We start from the raw sequence: 19,054 nt of genomic DNA, 5'->3' as shown, positions 1-19,054 counted from the left end.
GTTCAGAGGGGGTTCATTTTTTAGTGGGTCACCATTTTTTGCCAACCTAACCCTGCAAGGGCTTGATTGCGCCGCAGCGGACGGGTAACGAGTTCTAGAATGTCACGGGCATTGCCAAAGCCGTGAATTTGGGCAAAGGTGAATTCCACAGACCACTTGGTGCTGATGCCACGGGCTTCGAGGGGATTGGCATGAGCCATACCCGTAATCACAAGGTCGGGCTGGAGCGCCTTAATCCGCTGAAGTTGATTGTAGTTATCGGGTTTTTCAACAATGGTGGGGAGGGGATGCCCCATTTCGGCACAAGTCTTCGTCAAGAGTTCTAGCTCAGCTGCTTGGTAACGTTTATCCATGTAGGGGATGCCAATTTCTAGTACCCGCATACCACAGCGAATCAAAAACCGCGCTAGGGAGATCTCTAGGAGATTATCCCCCATGAAAAAGACCGATTTGCCTCGCACCAATTCAAGGTAGTCGCTCAGTTTTTCCCAAGTTTCGGCTTCGCGCTCCGCTAGGCCTTGGGGCTGAATCCCAAAAGTGGTACAAATCTGTTCGATCCACGCGCGGCTACCATCAGGGCCAATGGGAAAGGGAGCCGTAATGAGTTGACATTTGCGGCGGCGAATCAAGGTAGTGGCGGTACGACTGAGGAAGGGATTCACACCAGCAACGTAGTAGCCCTCATCAATCACTGGCAATTCGGTATAGCGTTTGGCAGGCAGCCATCCTGACACCTTGATGCCCTGTTTTTTTAATTCCAAGGTGAGTTGGGTCACCACGGGATCGGGCAGGGAGCCAAAGAGAATAAGGGGTGGGTGGTCGTGGTACTGGTGGGATTCAGCTTGGAGATCCTCTTTTTTCTTGCCAAAGTTGAGAAGGCGCTGGATGGGGTTGCGTTCCTCTGGATCGCTCACCGCTGTGGGCGTGGGACAACGGGCGGCCATGGCTGCTAGCACCGTATCTTCCCCTTGGGTAAAGGCATAGTCCAGACCATTGGCACGAGCCACAACAATGGGAATGCCAATTTCGGCTTCGAGCTTGGGCGCCAGTCCCTCCAAGTCCATTTTGATAATTTCCGTGGTGCAGGTGCCAATCCAGACAATGACACTGGGGTTGCGATCGCGCTTGATTTGGAGGCAGAGGCGCTTTAGCTCTTCATAATCATTGAGTTGCGCCGAAATATCCCCCTCTTCTAGCTCCGCCATGGCATAGCGGGGTTCGGCAAAAATCATCACCCCCATCGCATTCTGCAAAAAGTAGCCACAGGTCTTGGTGCCAATGACCAAAAAGAAACTGTCTTCAATTTTTTGGTACAGCCAAGCCACACAGCTGATGGGACAAAAGGTGTGGTAATTGCCCGTTTCACACTCAAAGTTGAGGGCATTGGGAGCAGTCGCAGTCATAGGGAGAGCCTCCAAATTTAGAAACGATTGGAACTAGGTTTGATGACTTTGAGCAGCCTCCTCACCGTGTTCTTCAGCCCGATTACTGACAAAGGGCTTAGGGGGTAGTAAGCGAGGTTCGGGGAGCAGTTGAGCAGGGTTATCGCCGTTGGTCAGTTCTTCGTCGGGGTTGAAGTTCAAGCCCAAGGCAGAAATAATGCGATCGGGATCGTTGCTGAGTTCGACAATGACGGGTAGAGCATCCAGTAAGCGCGGTTCCAAAGCCGTCAGCACCCCCAAAATAAAACTTGAGGAGGGGCGCCGTTGACCGCGATAGGTACTCCAAATCGCCAAGCGGACAATCCAATGGCGGTTTTCTTGGTAGTAGGCCAGCCACTTACTGCGTGCGCTTTGCCGTAATTGCTCAGGGTTCATACTCACTCCAGCGAAGGGGATCCGTGGAGTATTCTAGGGGAGTTTTAGACCGCTGCGAGTGACCGTTCTGACCCTTGGGGATTCAAGTAGAAGTCGGAGAGCAGGGCAAAAAGGTCGCGATCGGGGGCATCCTTGGGCACCACCCCCTCAGGCCGCGCCAAAATTTGATCGGCAATGTTCAAGTAGTAGTCACAGACATAGTTGAGACTGGGATCGCTTTCGGCCATCTCAAAGAGGGTTTTGCCCTTGACCCGTGACACGCGAATATCCTCAATCAACGGCAGCACCTCAAGGATGGGCATGGGCACGGCTTCCACATATTTTTCAATGAGATCCCGCTTACTGGTGCGATTACCAATGAGACCCGCGAGGCGCAGGGGGTGCGTGCGCGCTTTTTCACGGACGGAGGCGGCAATGCGATTCGCCGCAAAGAGGGCATCAAAACCATTATCGGTGACAATCAGGCAATAATCGGCATAGTTAAGGGGGGCCGCAAAGCCACCACAGACCACATCCCCCAGAACGTCAAAGAGAATGACATCGTATTCATCGAAGGCATTGAGTTCCTTGAGGAGCTTGACCGTTTCACCGACGACATAGCCACCACAACCTGCCCCAGCCGGGGGGCCACCCGCTTCGACGCAATCCACACCGCCATAGCCTTTGTAGATCACATCCTCTGGCCAGACATCCTCGTAGTGGTAGTCCTTGGCTTGGAGCGTGTCAATGATGGTGGGAATCAGAAAGCCTGTCAGGGTAAATGTGCTGTCGTGTTTGGGGTCACAGCCAATTTGCAGGACTTTCTTGCCCCGCCGCGCCAGCGCCACTGAGATGTTGCAACTGGTGGTGGATTTGCCAATTCCGCCTTTACCGTACACTGCGAGTTTCACGTTGACCTTGCCTCCTAAGTAATGGAGCGACACGATGACCTAACTGCTATTCTCGGCCAGCGATCGCTAGAAGCGGCAGTGGTTAGAAAAATAATCTTTTTGTAATAAAATTTCAGCTGATTTGAGGATGAGCAAACGCTTTTTCAAGTTTTGGAAGTCTCTCAGGAAACTGGCGGTTCTTTGAGAAGTTATCTTTAATTTTTTTGCTGTTAGTTTTTTAGTTAAATTAAACAAAAATACAAAAACTCCCCCCGCCAAGTCATTCCCTGACCGATTGCACCCAAGGCTAAAATTGACCTGCCCAGCGATCGCGCCAAAAAACATTTGAAAAAAGAAACGTTTCTCCTAGGGGGCGATCGCCCGCATCGTTGTAAAGAATTATTAAAAATCTCGAAAGTAAATGATTTGTTACAATTTAGGCGGTTGTATCCCTTTGAGCGCTACTTTCTCTCGTTTTCCCTAGGAAGTGGTTAGAATTTGAGGGAAGGCGATTGTGCTACAGCGTTTTTCTCTGCCATCTCTCTGGACGAGCAAAATTAGCTCCTTGGAAAGGTGCGGCATCGTTAAGCTGTAGGGTAGCCTTCAGTCCGCTGTTGATACCGCCCGTAAGAATGGCCAATGAACAAAGATCAATTTGCCATGAGTGACAACCCCTACGAAAAGCTGCAAGTGCCGGAAGACGCTTCTTTCGAGCAAATCAAGGAAGCACGGGATGCGCTATTAGCGGCTCATCCGGGGGATGAACGGCAGCGTACCGAAATTGAAGCAGCCTACGATGCCATTTTGATGGATCGGCTGCGGCAACGCCAAGAGGGCAAAATCAAAGTGCCTGAGCGCATTCGCTATGCTGAGCAACTCAATGAACCGGCGCCAGCTAAGCCCAATCGCATTGCGAATCATCCCGCCCTTCAGTGGTGGCAGCAACAGTTAGACACCCCCAACCTGCGGGGCATTGCCATTACCTCAACGGTCTATGCCGTTCTGATGGCGATCGGGCTGTCTCAGGCCAATCCTGATACCTTGGCATTGGTGCTGTCACTGGGGGTTGGCTTTAACCTCGTGTGGCTGCAACGCAAGGAACAACGCCTTGGCCGTGCCTTTTTGATCACCCTCCTTGCCTTGATATTGGGCGCAGTGATCGCCGTGGGCATTTACCAGCTTGGTCTGCCGGGGGTCTTCCTCAATGTGGATCAACTGGTGGGCATTGGCGTTTTCGTCACCTTTTGGCTCACCAGCAATTTCCTGCGCTAACTGCGAATTTGAATCGGCATCACCAAGTATTTCATCTGGGCTTCCCCAAGGGGGAGGAGGATCGCAGGCTGGGTTTCGCCGTTGAGTTGCAGTTGCACCTCTGAACTATTCATCACCTTCAGTCCTTCGAGAAGATATTTGACATTGAAGGCCACCTCCATCGACTCCCCAGAAATCTGAGCCGGTACATTCTCTTCGCCACTGCCCAATTGCGGCGCCTCAGCCGAGAGTTTGAGTTCTTGAGCCTCGGCATCAATGTTGATTTTGACGACGTTATTCTTTTGAGCCGCAAGAATTGCCACCCGTTCTAGGGCATCTGCTAGGGTCGATCGCTCCACCGTGACTTGGCGCGCAAAGGTTTTGGGAATGAGTTGGCGGTAATTGGGATACTGCCCCTCCAACAGACGGCTGGTAATGCGAGCATCGTTGCCAATATCAAACACCACTTGAGTCGGGTCACAGCGCAGCGCTACATCCCCGTCTTGTTTTGCCATCAGCCGCTCTAGATCCTTGAGGGATTTTGCCGGAATTGTAATCGGCGAGAGGGCTTCCGGCACAGGCTGTTCAGTCAGCGTAACGGCGAGGCGATGACCATCGGTTGCTGCAAACTCAAGGCGATCGATCTCAAACGTCACATGCAACCCGGTGAGAATTTGCTTGGTTTCATCGGTGCTCGCCGCAAACAAACTCCCCTGAAGTCCCCGCCGCAATGCCTCTGCAGTCAAGGTTACAGGTGTCACATCCTCTAACGTGGGCAGAGCAGGAAATTCCTCGGCACTCATCCCCTGAATCTCAAAGAAACCGCTGCCATAGTCGAGGATCACCCGCGTATCTTCCGCCGTAATCTCAATATCGCGATTGGGCATTCGCGCCACCATCTCACTAAAGAGCTTGGCAGAAACAGTAATTGCCCCCGGCACCTTCACCTCTGCATCCAGCCAGATTTGCATCCCCAAACTGAGATCAAAGACGGAGAGTCCGAGGCGGCCACCTTCAGCTTGCAGGAGAATATTCGCCAAAATCGGGTGCGACGGATTGCTCGGCGCAACGCGACTCAGGGGGGCAAGCTTACTACTGAGAACTGATTGTGAACAAACAACTTTCATGGTGTACTCCACGGCAGAGGCAGATGGGATAAGAGGCAACGGAGAGGGGAAAAAACGCGGCTCGTTATTGGCCGATCTACTAGCATACTATGCAATCTATGACTGGTATCGCTTGGGCAAAAACCGCCGTACTTTGCTCAGGAAAAACTCTAGCTCCGGTAGATTTAGGGGCGAGATAGCCGCTGCAAAAACAATCAGGCTGACACTGCCGGCGATCGCCAACTGCAACAGTTGCACCCCCAAGCCTTCCCGCCCCCAGAGCAATTCCAGTCCTTTGAGGGCACCCCAACCTGCCCCACCACTGAGCACACTGGCTAGGGCAATTCCCACCAAGGGCACAATTAGCTCCCCCCAAGGTAGCCCCCCCAAACGACGGTGCAAAATCCAAGTCAGGGCAATAAACGATACGGTATTCACCCCAACCGTGGCCATTGCCAACCCAACAGCGCCAAAGGCTTGGGTAAAGAAAAAGCAAAACAGGGCATTAAATCCCAATCCCCAGAGGGTGATGTAGAGGGGTGTGCGGCCATCCTCTAGGGCATAAAAGACCCGCACAATAACATCGCGGGCAAGGTAGAAAAACATACCAATGGCATAAACCAATAGTAGCGCCGCCACCAGTTGGGAGGCCTGAAAATCAAAGGCACGCCGCTCATAGACCACCCGCACTGCCGGCAATGCCAAAGCTGCCATCATGCCACCGAGGGGCATCATACTCAAGGCAGTGAGTACCAAACTCTGGCGAATGCGTTCCTTGAGATCCGGCCAATGTTCTGGTTGTGCCAACTTTGAAAAAATGGGCATATAGGGCACAAGGATCACATTGGAGAGAATCCCTAAGGGCGTTAGAAAGAGCAGTTGGGAGTAACTCAAGGCCGACGCAGCCCCCACAGGCAACTGGGAGGCAAAGAAGAGACTGATATAGACGCTGATCAAGAGCATTCCCGAGGATAGGGTAGCAGGCCCCATGAGTTGAATTAACTCCCGCACCTCAGGACGATTGAGATCAAAACGTAATCGCAATGTACCCATGCCGGCTTGCCATTGGGCAGGAATTTGTACAAGCCATTGCAGCACCCCTCCCGCTAGGGTTCCCCAAGCGAGCACTGCTGGGCCAAATTGATCGGCAAAGAACCAAATGCCAATAATCACTGCCAAACTAGACAGCAAGGGACTCATCGAGGGCAACCAGTACTGATCGGCAGCATTGAGGGTACCAAAGCCAATGCCAATCAAACCCGAGAGCACGGCCAAGGGTGCCATAATCCGAAACTGCTCTGCGGCTAAGGCTTGAATCTCTGGACTGGCACCGGGGGCAATGAGTTGAATTAAGGGGTCAGCCAGCACCATCAAAATGGCGGTCAGCACCAGTAATAGGGCACCCACAACGGTGGTAATGGTTTCCACGAGGGGCGCGGCTTTTTCGGGCGGTTGCTTGAGAACCACACTGATGATCGAACTGTGGAACGGGCCATTGATCCCCCCCAAGAGCACAAAGAGAAACCCCGGAATCACATAGGCATAACTGTAGGCATCCACTGCGGCGCCAACACCAAATTCGGCGGCGATCGCCTGCTGGCGAACCAGTCCCGCGACTTTACTCAACAGCGTTGCAACGGCAACAATGGTGGCAACATGGGCAAGCGAACGCGATTTCTTTTCCACAGTGGTGGCAATCCTAATAAAACTGGCGGATTTGGGGATAACTCTGGCGATGATCGTACCAGTGATCTAGATCTCTTTTATTTCCGCTGGCAGCAGAATCGTAAAGCAGGTGCCTTGACCGACTTCGCTAGTCACCTGAATCTGACCGCGGTGGGCTTTGACAATGGATTGGGCGATCGCCAGCCCTAAACCCGTCCCTTCAGACTTTGTGCCCTGAAGGCGATAAAAGCGATCAAACAGGCGGGGCAGTTCACTGGCGGGAATCCCCGGTCCATTATCGGCAATCACCAGGCGGTAGAATTTGCCCTGCTGATCCAACCTCACTTGAATCTGACCCCCCGCAGGGGTATATTGCACGGCATTACTGAGGATATTCGTTAACAAGCGACTCAGGTGATCGGGGTTGCCCCACAGACGATAGGCCTCTGTCTCTGAGGTCTGGGGATCCGCAAGCTCCAACGCCAGTTGGAGGTGTTTTTGCTCAATCAAGGGCGTCTGCTCCTCAATCACCCCCAAAAGCAGGGCATCAAGGTGACAGGGCTGGGCCTGCAGGGGAATCATGCCGCTATCTTGACGAGTTAGAAAGAGCAAATCATCCACTAAGCGACTGAGGCGGCGACTAAGGCGTTCAATGACTAGGAGTTGTTGGCGTTGGGTTTCCAGATCCGCAGTGGCTAAGGCAACCTGGACATTGGTTTGAATGAGGGCCACGGGGTTGCGCAATTCATGGGAAGCATCAGCGGTAAATTGCTTCAAATAAGCATAGGACTGCTGCAGGGGGGCGATCGCCAGCCGTGACAAAAACCAGCCACTAATACTCACCAGTGTCAGCGTGATGGTCATACCAACCAAGAGATCCCAGAGTAGGGCTTGACTCGGTTGGGTCACCTCGAACCAAGGATGGCTGACCCGCAAATAGCCCAGTAGGCGATCGCCCACCACTAAGGCCACCGTCATCTGCCGTAGCCAGCGATCCTCCCCCACCTGCACCGTTTCTGCTGTCCGATTCAGATGCAAGGGCAGATCAAGGGGTTCTGAAAACGTGCTCCAAGCCAACTGCTGATCCGGAGTAAACCCCTCTAGGTCAATGTGATCCTCCTCCAGTGCCGCAAGGGGACTACTGCCTAAACTGGTTTGCCAATCAATGGCTTCCGCCGTGCCCGTGTCAATAATCAGGGAACGACTCACCACCTCAACAACGTGGCTGAGGGTGTCATCAATGCGCTCGATCAGGGTTCCCCGCACATAGAAAAAGAACCCCGTGGCAAAGATGAGGAGCAGGAGTGCCGTTACCCCCACATACCACAGGGCAAGACGGTATTGAATGGCACGAACCATCGTCATCGGGGCAATGCTAAGGGAGACCAATCACCACTGGAAACAAACGCCGCCCAATAGTAGGGGGATTCATCCTTGAGTCGCTGAAGCTGGACTTGCCGCAGGGCTTCTGTGCGCCCCATGCCTCGGTGCAGATTTTGGTAAAAGGCCACCATCATATCGCGGGTTACTTGATCATCCACTTTCCATAGGGTACTCACCTGCGATCGCGCCCCGGCTATGGTAAAGGCACGGCGCAGACCATAGACCCCTTCACCGTTGACCACCTCCCCCCGTCCCGTATCACAGGCCGATAACACCACTAATTCTGTGCCGCTGAGGTTCATGCCGGTCACTTCCAAAGCAGTAAGGACACCATCATCCACATCTGAACCACTCTGGCGTTGGTTAAACCCCGCCAAGGCCAACCCGGATCGCAAGAGGGGGTTTTCCAGAATATCCCTGTTTCCTGATGGGGCTAGAAAGAAGCCATGGGTAGCCAAGTGGAGAACTTTAGGGGAATTTGCTGCCTTAACCGCTGCTTCTGTGGCTGCTGCTTGGAGTAATACCTGAGCTTGGGGAAGGAGCACCCTCAGTGCTTGCGCTTCCTCAGTCGTCCCCGGTAGGGGAGCAAAAGTCAAACTCCGCAAATCAAGAGAGCGCACCGTTGCTGAAGGGGCATTGCCGAAGGAGCGATCGAAACTAGGGTCAGCAATAATCAAAGGAGTATGAACAGTTACAGATTGGGATTGAAGGCGCAAGAGTTCGCGCCCAGAGGTCAGCAATGTGATCATGTAAGACTCCACTAAATAGCGCCCTTGGGCATCCACAAGCGCCTGAAAGGGAATGGTGTTGAGCTCACCATCGGGGGCAATGAGCAAATGGGTGGCTGCCCCAATCCACGGCAGAATGGGTGTGATTAACTGCGCTGCCAAAGTCTGAGCTGCCCGCTGAACTTCGGATTTGGGCAAACGGGGGTCAGCCAACCGCAAACGGATCTGGCGTATTTGGGCATCAATTTCAGCAGCGGTGCCAAGATCTCTCCCTAGGGGCTGACCCGTGGCACGCAATACATAGACGCCATAGCGCGGCTCACCAAAGCTCTGTTTGCCCAAGTCGTAGGGGCGATAGCGAATAAACTCAATCAAAGCAGCATTAGCCGGAATCGCTCGTTGAACCGCAGCGATGGTTACGGGTTGAGTGAGTTCGCGAAAGCTAGCACTGCGCAGACTCAGTTCGGCTTCCAGTTGATTGGCCTGGGCTTGAAGCTGCTGCACTTGGGAGAAAGCTGCTGGCTTTGCTGAAGCAAAAACGAGTTTAGCGATGGTTGTGCGCAATGTGGTGAGTTGCTGGAGCTTCGCTTGATCTGGCGCCGCTAGTTGCCGTCGCAGTCGTGCTTGGTTCTGGCTGAGAAAATCCAGTAATCGCCCTTTGCGGCGCAAGAGTGTTGTCAGAGCCAAGGCGGTGGCCTCAGGATCTTGGGGCAGGTTCTGCAGGTGCAGCGTGAGAATGGCATTCGTCGTGTCTTGAAAGGTAGCTAGATACCTGCGCTTGTAATCCTCAGCACCAACGACCAGATTTTGAGTGAGGTTCTTTTCTTCGATTTCTTGAACATTGTTCAGTAGGGCAAGGGCTTGCCTCAAATCTCCCTGTTGCCAATAGACCGCAGCAAGGTTTCCTAGCGCAGCAGCGGTATGGGGATGGCTTTCCCCAAGGCGGGATTGGGCGATCGCCAGCGCCCGTTGATAGAGAGGCAGTGCCGCTGCGTAGTTGCGCTGATCAAAATAGAGCGTGGCTAAATTATTCAGGCTGGCAGCAATATCGGGGTGACCTGCGGGCAACGTTTGTTCGCGAATCTGAAGGGCACGTTGGTACAAGGGCAAGGCGTCAGCATAATTCTTTTGTTCCCGATACAGGGCTGCGAGGTTGTTCAGCGTTGTTGCCACGTAGGGACTCTTCTCCCCAAGGGTTTGCTCAAAGATTCTGAGGGCGCGTTGATACAAGGGCAGGGCGGCTGCCCTCTTTTTTTGCTCAGTGTAGAGGAGACCGATGTTATTGAGAATGACCGCCACTTCGGGATGATTGAACCCTAGGGTCTTTTCGGCGATCGCCAATGCCCGCTGAAACACTGGCAACGCAGTATCATAGTTCCCTTGGGCACGGTAAAGATTGGCCAAGTTATTGAGTGTTGCAGACACCTCTGGTTGATCTGACCCGCCAGCACGCTCGTAGATAGTCAATGCCCGCTGATAGAGGGGGAGTGCTGCTGCATAATTTCCCTGCTCAACATGGAGCTTTGCCAATTCGTTGAGACTGGCTGCCAAAAGGGGATGGTTGCTGTCCAGTGTATTTTCCACTAAGGTCACAAAGCGCTCTGCTAGGGGAATAGCAGCCTGCATATTACCTTGTTCCCGCAGTTGATCAATTTGATTGGCGAGTTCCTGAAATTGCTGGGGGGATGGCTGGGCTAGAGTTGGCGAACACAGACCAAGAATCAGACTACTTCCAAGGGCGATCGCGCCCCGGACAAGGCATCTTCTGGTGTTCATTTTTTTCCTCGGTGGTTCCTCAACAGCACCCGTCACAATCAAGAATACTGATGGGAAACGCTCACCCCCAGTTCCTGCCAAATGGCATCTAAGAGAGGCTCTAACCCCTGACGCGCCACCGCAGAGATGGCAAAAACCCGTTGACCGGTATAGGCAGTAAGGGTGTCTTCAACTGCAGCAATTTGGGAAGGTTCTAGGGCATCAATTTTGTTGAGGGCAATAATTTGCGGGCGATCGGCCAAGCCGTGACCATAAGCCACTAGCTCATCGCGAATGGTTTGGTAAGCAGCCACCACATCCTCAGCCGTGGCATCAATCAAGTGCAGCAGCAGACGGGTACGCTCAATATGGCGGAGAAACTCATGCCCCAACCCCAACCCCGCATGGGCACCGGCAATGAGACCGGGAATATCAGCAAACACGGTTCCATCACCATTGGGTTGGCGCACCACACCTAAATTGGGCACCAAGGTTGTAAAGGGATAATCGGCAATTTTCGGTCGCGCTGCCGACAACACCGAAATTAGGGTGGATTTACCGGCATTGGGCAGGCCAATAATGCCCACTTCCGCCAGTAGTTTGAGTTCTAGTCGGAGATGCCGTTCTTCCCCCTCTAGCCCCGGTAGGGCATAGTCTGGTGCCCGTTGATGATTACTCAGGAAGTGCTTATTCCCTAAACCCCCTTTGCCCCCCTTAGCCACCAGCAGCGTTTGACCGGGGGTGGTGAGGTCTCCCAGCAATTCCTCGGTTTCGGCATCCCAAACCATGGTGCCACAGGGCACTTCAATCACTAAATCTGCACCACAGGCACCCGTACGGTTATGCGGCCCGCCCCGTTGGCCATTGTCCGCTTTGAAGACATGGGCATAGCGAAAGTCCAGCAGCGTTTGTAAATGGGGTACCGCTTTGAGAATGACTGACCCACCATTGCCACCATTCCCCCCTGAGGGGCCTCCCGCAGGCACGTATTTTTCACGGCGAAAGGCAATAATGCCGTCGCCCCCCTTTCCAGCTTTGACATGAATTTCGGCAAGGTCAATAAATTGCATTTTGGCCGCAATCGGTTGCGTATAGGTTGGGTATCTGAGTATTGTATCCTGCCACCTTGTTGACAGTTCTTTTTACAGGGATGACACCGGCTCCAAAGGGTGAAACTCCGTATCGAAGACGCTTCATGTACGTCATAGGAGAAAAGGGCTATATGGTAGGCTTAAGGGAATTTTAGTGTGCCGAGGCAATAGTGTTTATTCGATGGCAACACCGACGACGACCCGCTCCGCCTGAAGAAGGGGTTTTATTTTGGCGACTGGTGTTGTGGCTAGGGGTTGCCTTAATCTCCGGCAGCTTGGGGGCACTCTGGGGGCTATTGAGTCAGAGTACACCGCTTATGCAGCGATCGCTCAGCAGTCGGGAGTGGCAGGTGTTTCAACGGGGCGATCGCTGGACAGGGGCAAGGCTCCATCAACCCTTGAATTTACTGCTCATTGGCTCCAAGGTTTTAACCTCCGACTTAGATGAACCGCCTGACCCCAACCTTACCTACCATGCCCTAGTGAATTCCGTTGAAGGGCTATCGGACTCACTGCTACTCGTGCGTTTTGACCCAGTGCAGCAACGGTTAGTGGTGTTGTCAATTCCCCGCGATACGCTGACCTTTATCCCCGGCCGAGGCGACGCCAAAATTAACGAAGCCAATGCCCTCGGTGGACCCGCACTGGCGGCGGAAACCGTGAGTGATTTGCTGGGGGATGTGCCCATCGATCGCTATTTGCGCATTAACGTTCAAGGCATTGAGAAACTCATTGATGCCCTTGGGGGGGTGACAGTGGATGTACCCACAGCCATGCGCTATCGGGATGACAGTCAGCGCCTCTACATTGATTTGCAGCCCGGACGACAACACCTGAATGGCAACCAAGCCCTACAATTTCTGCGCTTTCGCTACGATGCCCTTGGCGATATTGGCCGCGTGCAGCGACAACAGATGTTTTTGCGGACACTAATGGAGCAAACGGCTCGCCCCGAAACCCTTGCCCGTACCCCCCAGCTTCTCAGTATTATTCGCGAAAACTTGGATACCAATTTAACGGTTGAGGAACTGATGAGCTTGGGGCAATTCCTCACTAGCTTGCCGCGATCGCGGGTGGAGTTTCTGATGCTGCCGGGGAACTTTAATGGCAGCACCGATGAAGTGGAAGTGAGCTATTGGTTGCCCGATTACCAACGGATTGCTTGGCTGACGGATCACTATTTCCGCGATACTCCCACGGCTGATCCGCGCGAGACGGGTTTGACCCCCCCTGCCCAGGTGCGCATTGCGATTCAAAATACCACCCTGCCAGAATCATTGGTCATGCGTCTGAGTCAGCAACTGCAAACCGCCGGTTACCCTGATCCTTTGCTGGCAGAGCCATTGCCCCAACCGCTCCCGATGACACGGATCATTGCTCAGCAGGGGGATTTGGCGGCAGCGCGGCGGGTGCAGCTATTGCTGGGATTTGGTGAAGTGCGGGTGGAGAGTACAGGTGTGTTAGCATCGGATGTGACGATTCAACTGGGCGACGATGCCCGCGATCGCCTGCAATTGAGACCCACAAAATCTCTGTGAGTGAACCCTACGTGATTGGTGTTGATCTTGGTGGCACTGCCATCAAAATGGGGCGCTTTAGTCCCAAGGGAGATTGCCTCAATGCCCTGACGTTGCCGACCCCTCAGCCCCCCTTTCCAGAACGGGTGATTAAAGCCATTGTGCAGGGGATTAAAGAACTGGATGGGGAGGATCGGGCGCTGGCGATCGGGATGGGGATACCGGGGCCTGTGGATGCCACTGGTCGTATTGCCCGCCGTGCGATTAACCTTGACTGGTACGAAGTGCCCATTAGCGACAGCCTCGAACAGTTGACGGGCAAGCCCACCGTGATTGGTAACGATGCCAACTGTGCCGGCCTCGGAGAAGCATGGCTAGGGGCAGGGAGTCAGTTTAAGGATCTAATTTTGCTGACCTTGGGGACGGGGGTCGGCGGTGCGATCATCCTCAATGGCGATCTCTTTGTCGGTCGGGATGGCGCCGCCGGCGAGTTGGGGCTGATTACCCTCGACTACACAGGGCCTCCCTGCAACAGTGGCAATCGCGGTTCCCTTGAGCAACATGTTTCTGCCCAAGCCCTGCGGCGGCGCTGGGGCTGTGAACCCCATGAGATGGCAGAGCGAGCCAACAATGGTGACCCTGAGGCGATCGCCCTCTGGCAAAGCTATGGCCGTGAATTAGCCGCTGGCATTGCGAGCCTTGTGTATGTCCTCACCCCCGAAGCAGTGATTATTGGTGGGGGGATTAGTGCCGCCAGTGACCTCTTTTTTCCCTCGATGATTGCTGAATTGGAAGAGCGGGTGCTGCCCACCTCCCGCAATAACCTCCACTGTTTGCGAGCCACCCTTGGCAATCACGCGGGCATCGTCGGTGCAGCCAAACTAGCGTGGAAATACGTCAAAGACCATCTCTAAGTCGCCTTCGCTAGGATCAAGTTATTCGGCTTGAACCAACTGTTATGACTTCTACGACAGCCGTGGATAGCTCGCCGCTGCTGCTCAATGTCCGCAATGCAACGGTGCAGGTGACCCCAGAGCAGTTTGATCAGCTCTGCCGCGATAATCCTGATCTGCGCCTAGAATTGACCAAGGCTGGAGAATTGATTGTCATGCCGCCAACGGGGGAGCAAACAGGTGCCCAAAATTTTGAGCTGATTGTGGAGTGGGGCTTTGGAACCGGCAAACGCAACTGGGGCGTGCCTTTGATTCCTCAACGGGCTATGACTTTACAGCTTTGGGGGGCGGCAAACTCTCCCCAGATGTCTCTTGGATTGCTAGCCCCCGCCTAGAGGGCGTTGCTCTGACGGGCTTTATCCCCATCGTGCCGGATTTCGTTGCTGAGTTGCGATCGCCCTCGGATGCGATTGACCGCTTACGCGCCAAAATGCAGGAGTATCGGCGACTGGGGGTGCGCTTGGGGCTGCTGATCAATTCCCAAGACCGTCAAGTGGCACTCTATCGTCCCCAAGCGGAAGTGGTGGTTTTGGACTCCCCTGAGGTGGTTGATTGTAGTGAGGTGATGCCGGGGTTTCTCCTACCGATGGCGCAGTTGTGGATTTAGAGCCGCTCGACAAATTTTGCCAGTCGCGTCAGGCCTTTTTCAATGGTGGCCAAATCTGTGGCGTAGGAGAGGCGAATGTGATCATCCATGCCAAAGGCTTTACCGGGAATCGTGGCCACTCTTTCTTCCTCCAGCAGACGATCGCAAAACTCTACGGAACTTAAACCCGTTTCGCTAATATCCACAAAGAGATAAAAGGCGCCTTGGGGTTTGAGACAGCGCAGGCGAGGAATTTCAGAAATGCGTTCATAGATACAGGCACGGCGATCGCGGAAGGCGGCCACCATTTCGGCCACACAGGCTTGACTTCCCTCTAGAGCCGCAAGGGCACCGTATTGGGCAAAGGTACAGACATTTGAGGTGCTGTGGCTCTGAATTTTTGTGGCGACTTTAATGACATCGGTTGCCCCTGCCAGATAGCCCACACGCCAACCGGTCATCGCATAGGCCTTGGCAAAGCCACTACAGACAATGGTTCGCTCAAAGGCCGCCTCACTGACAGCACCGATGCTCAGGTGTTCAGCCCCATCGTAGAGAATCTTCTCGTAAATCTCATCGGAGATCACCCACAGTTGATGCCGCACAATGACTGCCGCTAGTTCGCGAATTTCCTCGGGGGTATAGACCATGCCCGTGGGGTTGCTGGGGGAGTTGAGGACAAAGAGCCGTGTTTTGGGGGTAATGGCATCCTCTAGCTGGGCAGGGGTAATCCGATAGCCGGTTTCCGCAGTGGTTGTCACAATCACCGGCGTGCCACTGGCCAAGTGCACCATTTCTGGATAGCTCACCCAGTAGGGGGCAGGAATAATCACCTCATCGCCGGGATTGATTAGGGCTAGCATCAGGTTAAAGAGGGCTTGCTTGCCGCCATTGGTCACTAGGATATTTTCGGCGCGATAGGGCAGGTGGTTGTCGTTGTTGAGCTTGGTGGCGATCGCCTGCCGCAAGGCCGGTTCCCCTGCCGCCGAACCATAGCGGGTTTTGCCTTGATCGAGCGCTGCTTTTGCCGCCTCACGAATGTGGGCAGGGGTGTCAAAGTCGGGTTCGCCCGCACTAAAGCTACAGATATCCTCTCCCGCTGCGCGCATTGCCTTGGCTTTGGCATCAATCGCCAGCGTTACCGACGGCGTGACCCGCATCACCCGCGTTGCCCAGTCCATCCTTTGTCTCCTGCACTACTTTCCGTATTGTGGCACTTTGGCAGGGGAGCGGCGAATCAAATATCGACCGTTCACGTTGAGGTTGCCAATGGAGGATACCCCCAGGGGAATTCGAATCCCCGTCGCCTCCGTGAAAGGGAGGTGTCCTAGGCCTCTAGACGATGGGGGCAAGACTCAGCATTAGTTAATGTAGCGAATGCCCTGAGCGTTTGTCAACCCCTCGGGAAATTTTTGCATCGCAGCCGCTCCTAGGGAGAAAATGAGGGCGAGTGACTGAGGGACTTGCTGTGGAACTTGCTGGCCTACGTTCCTTCTCGATTGTGATGCCCGCCTACAATGTGGTGACCCAACGGGGAGAAACGGTCTTTCGGGAAACCCTTGAGAGCATTGCCGCCAGTTGCCGCTACCTCCAACAGCACTTCCCCTACGCCACTGCGGGGGAATTCATCCTGATTAGCGATGGTTCAACGGATCACACCTGTGATGTGGCGACGGCAGGATGGCCGAATGCCGTGCCCCTACAATTGGTGGGCTTGCCGACGAATATTGGGATTGCGGCAGCGCGGAACATGGGGGTGCGCTTGGCCAAAGGGGAGGTGATTTTTTTCTGTGATGCCGATGATCTCTACCGCCCTGAGCATCTGTTTTTAGCCCTATCGGTGTTGAATCAGCCTTTACCCGCACCCTATGCCCCAGCGTATTTTGGGGCGGTACGCACGGGGGTCTATTGTCGCGATCGCCTGCATCCCTACTGGCACAAAAGCCTCGAGCAAACGCTGGTGCTCAATCTCGCCGTGCGCCGCGAAGTCCATGAGTTTATTGGCGGCTTTCCCGAAGAGGAGGTGTTTCGCCAATTTCGCTATGGGGCTGAGGATGTGGCCTATGCCCATTGGCTGCACCAGTTTTGCCACACTGCCCACCTCCAGCAGCAGACCGTTGAGTATCGCCGCTTTCCCAATAGTTTCTTTGACCGTCAACTCAAGAAATTCCAAGCGGCTCCCGGCACCGTGGCTGATGATCTGGATGCGAGCGATCGCCAGCAGGAGGCGCAGATTCAGCAGATTATGGCCACACGACTTCAGGAATTGCAGGCCAAGGCGGCTCAACTGGTAGCCTAGGCTTTTTTGTGGCGCTGGACAATCGTCGCGGCCAGTTTCTCCGGTACTTCTTGAAGATGGTCAAATTGCCAATGGAAGCCACCTGTGCCCATTGTCAGCGATCGCAACTCCACCACAAAGTCATGCATTTCGGCTTGGGGTAAATAAGCCTCAATCTGTTCCCAGCCGGGCCAACCCTCCTTATTGCTGTAGCCCAAAACCTGACCGCGCCGCCCCGTCAACGCCTGCATCACCTTAGCCGTAAAAGCTTGGGGCATCCACACTTGGACTGCCATGATGGGTTCTAGGAGTTGCGGTTCACACTGGGGAATTCCCGCTTGCATGGCGAGGCGAGCCGCTTGGCGAAAGGCCTGCTCAGAGCTATCCACGGAGTGATAGGAGCCATTGGTGAGGGTCACCGCCACATCCACGATCGGAAATCCCAACGGTCCTTGGTTGAGAAATTCCCGCACCCCTTGCTCGACACCGGGGATATATTGCTTGGGCACAACGCCGCCGACAATGGTTTCACTAAATTGAAAGCCGCTGCCGCGTTCTAGGGGAGCAATATCGAGGTAGACATCGCCAAACTGGCCGTGGCCACCGGTTTGATGTTTATAGCGGCCATGACTGTTTTTCGTGCTGCGGCGAATGGTTTCCTTGTAGGGGACTTGGGGGAGATGGGTTTGCATCGGTAGGTTATATTTGCGGCGCAGGCGATCAAGGGCAATCTGCAAGTGAATGTCACCCTGTCCCCAGAGAATAATTTCATGGGTATCGCCATGCTGTTCCCAGCGCAGCGCCGGATCTTCCTCAAGGAGTTTTTGCAGCGCGCTGGTGAGCTTCACCTCATCACTGCGTTTACTGGGGGTAATGGCCAAGGCATAGACGGGTTCTAGTTGGGGGGCACAGGGCAAAGGCACCGCCTGACCATTGATACTGAGGGTCTCACCCGTACGAATGCCCTCTAGCCGCGCCAAGAGAACGATGTCCCCCGCTGTGGCTTGTCCCAAGGATTCCAGTTGTGTACCTTGGGCACGGTAGATACCCCCCACGCGCACCCCATTCAAGCTCATACCATCGGTCAAGGTACCCTGCCAGACCCGAACGAGGGAGAGCTTGCCGCCTCCTTGGGGTAGATAGAAGGTCTTCAGCACTTGGGCGAGGGGTTCTTCACCATTGATCTGGCGATGGGCAGCAGTTTCTGTGGCATCGGGTGCTTCGCGATCAAGGGCTGCCAATAGGGGGCGCACACCGTAGTCCGTTTGCGCACTGCCAAAAAAGACGGGCACAATTAAATCGGCTCCCAACTCCCAGCGCAGATCCGCCATGATTTCACTTTCTGGCGGCGCAATATCCTCAAGGAGTTCTTCCAAAAGGTGGTCATCATAGTTGGCTAGAGCCTCCAGTAGCTCCGCCCGCGCCGCCTGTTCAACGGCTTGTAATTCCGAAGGAAAGGGAACTAAATCCGCCGCTGCCCCCGCATGATAGTGATAGGCCTGCTCCGTCACCAAGTCAATGTAGCCCAAGAGATCATCCCCCTGCCAAATGGGGTACTGGTGGGGTACCAAGGGGCGACTGGAAACTTGGCGATAGGCCGCGAGGATCTCCATGTAGGGGTCATGGGCGCGCTCCATCTTGTTGACAAAAAGAATATGGGGAATCTGCCAGTCATCGAGGAATTTGAACAGGGGGGTTAGGGTAAAGGCGCGATCGCTCAGGGGTTCACAGACAACGATCGCCATATCCACCCCCACGAGGGCATTGAGGGTTTCTTGCAGCAATTCCACCGAGCCGGGACAGTCGAGAAGCGTCAGCTCCAAGTCTCCATACTGGGTATGAACGACATTCAGTTCTACCCCCATTTGGCGATCGCGAGCCTCAGGGCTGGTATCTAGAAGACTACTGGCCTTACTGCTCGTGGCGTGGGTAAGGCGCAAAATGCTTTCTGCAAGGGTTGTTTTGCCACTGTTGTAGCTGCCCACAAGGGCAATGTTGCATCGTCTCGCCATCGCACACCTACCTTTTGATTTGCCATTCGGGTCAAAATTGTCC

At 54.3% G+C, this 19,054-nt stretch carries 15 protein-coding genes, 1 tRNA gene and 1 pseudogene; 5 read left to right on the top strand and 12 right to left on the bottom strand.

Annotation, left to right across the window (positions count from 1 at the left end; genetic code table 11):
• Window positions 1-20 precede the first annotated feature (20 nt).
• The 4 genes from RHH53_RS10940 to RHH53_RS10925 all read right to left on the bottom strand — a co-directional run bounded on the left by RHH53_RS10940 (window position 21) and on the right by RHH53_RS10925 (window position 3,031).
• On the bottom strand, window positions 21-1,403 hold the full coding sequence (locus RHH53_RS10940) for a ferredoxin:protochlorophyllide reductase (ATP-dependent) subunit N (RefSeq protein WP_302678297.1): 1,383 nt from the start codon (window positions 1,401-1,403) through the stop codon (window positions 21-23).
• Window positions 1,404-1,436: 33 nt separating this feature from the next.
• Window positions 1,437-1,817, bottom strand: a complete 381-nt coding sequence (locus RHH53_RS10935; RefSeq protein WP_206200172.1) for a DUF5331 domain-containing protein — start codon at window positions 1,815-1,817, stop codon at window positions 1,437-1,439.
• Window positions 1,818-1,861: 44 nt separating this feature from the next.
• The gene (bchL, locus tag RHH53_RS10930) at window positions 1,862-2,707 is read right to left on the bottom strand and encodes a ferredoxin:protochlorophyllide reductase (ATP-dependent) iron-sulfur ATP-binding protein (RefSeq protein ID WP_149819367.1); all 846 of its coding nucleotides are present in this window, start codon (window positions 2,705-2,707) and stop codon (window positions 1,862-1,864) included.
• A gap of 66 nt (window positions 2,708-2,773) precedes the next feature.
• Entirely contained in the window at window positions 2,774-3,031 is a 258-nt protein-coding gene (locus RHH53_RS10925) for a hypothetical protein (protein WP_302678296.1), read from the bottom strand.
• Between the two features lie 294 nt (window positions 3,032-3,325).
• Between RHH53_RS10925 and RHH53_RS10920 the strand changes: the two genes are divergently transcribed.
• The gene (locus RHH53_RS10920; protein ID WP_149819363.1) at window positions 3,326-3,958 is read left to right on the top strand and encodes a CPP1-like family protein; all 633 of its coding nucleotides are present in this window, start codon (window positions 3,326-3,328) and stop codon (window positions 3,956-3,958) included.
• Here the strand turns inward: RHH53_RS10920 and dnaN are convergent.
• The 5 genes from dnaN to obgE all read right to left on the bottom strand — a co-directional run bounded on the left by dnaN (window position 3,955) and on the right by obgE (window position 11,644).
• Window positions 3,955-5,064, bottom strand: a complete 1,110-nt coding sequence (gene dnaN / locus RHH53_RS10915; protein WP_302678295.1) for a DNA polymerase III subunit beta — start codon at window positions 5,062-5,064, stop codon at window positions 3,955-3,957. The two genes, RHH53_RS10920 and dnaN, sit on opposite strands and share 4 nt — an antisense overlap.
• A 96-nt stretch (window positions 5,065-5,160) precedes the next feature.
• Window positions 5,161-6,729, bottom strand: coding sequence for a murein biosynthesis integral membrane protein MurJ (murJ, locus tag RHH53_RS10910; RefSeq protein ID WP_206200170.1), 1,569 nt, complete (start codon window positions 6,727-6,729; stop codon window positions 5,161-5,163).
• Window positions 6,730-6,795: 66 nt separating this feature from the next.
• Entirely contained in the window at window positions 6,796-8,067 is a 1,272-nt protein-coding gene (locus RHH53_RS10905; protein ID WP_315863534.1) for a HAMP domain-containing sensor histidine kinase, read from the bottom strand.
• A gap of 2 nt (window positions 8,068-8,069) precedes the next feature.
• The gene (locus RHH53_RS10900; RefSeq protein WP_310743782.1) at window positions 8,070-10,631 is read right to left on the bottom strand and encodes a CHAT domain-containing protein; all 2,562 of its coding nucleotides are present in this window, start codon (window positions 10,629-10,631) and stop codon (window positions 8,070-8,072) included.
• 2 nt (window positions 10,632-10,633) lie between these two features.
• Window positions 10,634-11,644: a GTPase ObgE gene (gene obgE / locus RHH53_RS10895; protein ID WP_310743044.1), complete on the bottom strand. Its 1,011-nt coding sequence runs from the start codon at window positions 11,642-11,644 to the stop codon at window positions 10,634-10,636.
• A 191-nt stretch (window positions 11,645-11,835) separates the two neighbouring features.
• Between obgE and RHH53_RS10890 the strand changes: the two genes are divergently transcribed.
• The 3 genes and pseudogenes from RHH53_RS10890 (at window position 11,836) to RHH53_RS13195 (ending at window position 14,742) form a co-directional block, all read left to right on the top strand.
• Complete coding sequence (locus tag RHH53_RS10890) at window positions 11,836-13,203, top strand: LCP family protein (protein WP_302678292.1); 1,368 nt, start codon at window positions 11,836-11,838, stop codon at window positions 13,201-13,203.
• Window positions 13,200-14,096, top strand: a complete 897-nt coding sequence (locus tag RHH53_RS10885) for an ROK family protein (RefSeq protein WP_302678291.1) — start codon at window positions 13,200-13,202, stop codon at window positions 14,094-14,096. Before RHH53_RS10890 ends, RHH53_RS10885 begins: the two co-directional genes overlap by 4 nt.
• Before the next feature lie 44 nt (window positions 14,097-14,140).
• Window positions 14,141-14,742 (top strand): annotated as a pseudogene (locus RHH53_RS13195) (Uma2 family endonuclease).
• On the opposite strand, the gene RHH53_RS10870 reads toward RHH53_RS13195, so the two are convergent.
• Together RHH53_RS10870 and RHH53_RS10865 are read right to left on the bottom strand one after the other, a co-directional pair.
• Complete coding sequence (locus RHH53_RS10870; RefSeq protein WP_302678289.1) at window positions 14,739-15,902, bottom strand: pyridoxal phosphate-dependent aminotransferase; 1,164 nt, start codon at window positions 15,900-15,902, stop codon at window positions 14,739-14,741. The pseudogene RHH53_RS13195 and the gene RHH53_RS10870 sit on opposite strands and share 4 nt — an antisense overlap.
• A 96-nt stretch (window positions 15,903-15,998) precedes the next feature.
• Window positions 15,999-16,071 (bottom strand) — tRNA-Glu (locus RHH53_RS10865).
• 100 nt (window positions 16,072-16,171) lie between these two features.
• Here RHH53_RS10865 and RHH53_RS10860 point away from each other — a divergent pair.
• Window positions 16,172-17,020 carry a glycosyltransferase family A protein gene (locus RHH53_RS10860; protein WP_206200162.1) on the top strand — a complete coding sequence of 283 codons (849 nt, stop codon included), beginning with the start codon at window positions 16,172-16,174 and terminating at the stop codon, window positions 17,018-17,020.
• Here RHH53_RS10860 and RHH53_RS10855 read toward each other — a convergent pair.
• Window positions 17,017-19,011, bottom strand: coding sequence for an elongation factor G (locus tag RHH53_RS10855; RefSeq protein ID WP_286625052.1), 1,995 nt, complete (start codon window positions 19,009-19,011; stop codon window positions 17,017-17,019). The two genes, RHH53_RS10860 and RHH53_RS10855, sit on opposite strands and share 4 nt — an antisense overlap.
• Window positions 19,012-19,054 lie beyond the last annotated feature (43 nt).

It is taken from the genome of Thermosynechococcus sp. PKX82, from assembly GCF_031583255.1.
Lineage (GTDB): Bacteria > Cyanobacteriota > Cyanobacteriia > Thermosynechococcales > Thermosynechococcaceae > Thermosynechococcus.
This window is presented reverse-complemented; position numbering and strand designations above follow the sequence as displayed.